Raw genomic sequence first — 2,092 nt, 5'->3', positions numbered from 1 at the left:
CCAATTTAAATTTTACTTAGTTGTAAGATCTTGAGGTTTAGATAAAGAGGCTAGTTTTAGTATTAAAGCTCGAGTTACAATTCCAACCATGATGTAATATATGAATGAATAACTGTATCTCCACTCATAATAATACACAAGTTCGACCCACTCGGAAAAAGGTTCACCAATAAAGGCGTATGTGAGTACCATAGTGATTTGTGCGATTATAAAAATTTTCCATGTTCTAAAATATTGATATAACAACATGTAAGCTACAGGTATCATTGAAAAATCAAAGGGAAAGGCCCTAGGAATAATAGGTAGAATGCAATTGGATAATCCCAAAACCTATATTGTAAGCCAACTACATCTAATAAGGTTGTTGTTATGATAATTATGGTACCAAATAACAAAATTTCTAAAATAATGTCTCGTTTAACAAGTTTAGCCCATATAACCCAAGGCACAACTAAAAAAACGACTAGTATCCACCATTCCCAAGTTAAAAACTCATTTTTTAGCCAACCATTTAATTCTAAATGATAGAGCTTATCTTCTAATAAACGTATTTCCTTAAGATTTTCAAATATATTATCTATTGATATCACCTCTATATTTAAATGAAAAGGTAACAGATATTTTTGAATTCAAACTCTTTGAGCTGCCTTTTTAGTATTACCGTTTTTTAGTAATGAATTTCCATCGTAAATAAGAAAAAACCCATGTTGGAAGTTCTTATAATACACGGGTTTTCGACTTTTTTTCAAATAAGTCAGAAATATATTAAAAACAAAGTTAAATCTAGATTTAAGATAGAACAATAAAAACAGGATACATCAACTTATAATAATGGAGAAAGCAGACGAGCACCTTGTTCAACAATGCGCTCGGTCAGGGATCGTTGCAACAAGTCTTCAATTCTTAATGGTACAGAATCAGTAAGATCCCCCTCGAACTGCTCTGTGAGTTCTCTTGCCACATCAGCACTGTACACGACTTGACACACCTCATAATTCAGGCGAAAACTTCTCATATCATAGTTTGCTGCGCCTACTTCTGCAATTTCCTCATCAATGATCATCAGTTTCGCATGTAACATTCCTTTATTGTACTGGTAGATTTGGACCCCAGCTTCTATAAGTTCCCCGTAATAGGTACGACTTGCATAGCCCACGCTTTTTTGATCAATGTGGCGAGGAACCAGCAATCTTACGTGCACACCACGAGCTACTGCTGTCTTTAATGCCATGATAATATCCGTTTCTGGTACAAAATAGGGTGTTGTTAAATCAATAGTCTTGGTCGCCTGTGTTATACATATAAAGTAAGCTTGCCGAATGACTGGGGTAGGAATTCCAGGGTTTCCTTCCAACGTATGGATATACGCTTTATGCAATGTCCTAGTTTTTGCGGATATGTCCATTTCTTTATCATCAAGGGTGCTCAACTCTGATCCCAATTCGGCTGACCATTTGGAATGATCTGCTCTGCCGATTGAGTTGATTTTCGTTACCTTTGATTTTGTTTTCAAATTTGTTTTTGATTTTATCCGTTCCGGCACAGCGATTTCCCAATGAACATCAAAGACAGTCAGCAAATCGACTTATGCTTCTCCTATGACTTGCAAATGAGTATCCCGCCAGAAGCCAACGTCAGGCTTCAATCCTGTATATTCATATCCTACGTTCATGCCACCATTAAAAGCTATCTTTCCGTCGATTATGGCCATCTTACAATGATCCCGATAATTCCAATTGGACAAAATCCAGGGAAATCGTAAAGGAAATATTGTCCTGCATTCTATCCCTGCTTCCACCATCTGCGTGATTTTTTCACGCGGGAATTTATAACTCCCCAAGCCATCTCTCATAAAACGAACCTGCACTCCATTTACTGCTTTTTCGATTAGCAGTTCTGTGATGCGATTACCAATTTGGTCATTCCGATATATGAAATATTCCAGATCAATTGTTTTTTGGGCTTTTTTTAGGGATTCAAGGAGTTGTTCATATTTTGCTATTCCATTGTTAAACACTTGGACTTGGCCCATTCGAAGCCCATTCACAGTGAAATGCCGTAAAGCATCGGCAATTACCGATGCTGAATCACC

1 pseudogene is annotated in these 2,092 nt (G+C 36.8%); it reads right to left on the bottom strand.

Features of this window, described 5'->3' with window-relative positions:
• Positions 1–823 precede the first annotated feature (823 nt).
• Positions 824–2,092, bottom strand: a pseudogene (locus ACTQ5K_RS25340) (phospholipase D-like domain-containing protein); the annotation flags it as partial.

Origin of the sequence: Niallia sp. Sow4_A1, from assembly GCF_052116745.1 — a bacterium.
Classification (GTDB): Bacteria; Bacillota; Bacilli; order Bacillales; family Cytobacillaceae; genus Niallia; species Niallia hominis.
Note: the sequence above shows the minus strand (reverse complement) of the source record. Positions and strands in the feature narration are given on the sequence as shown.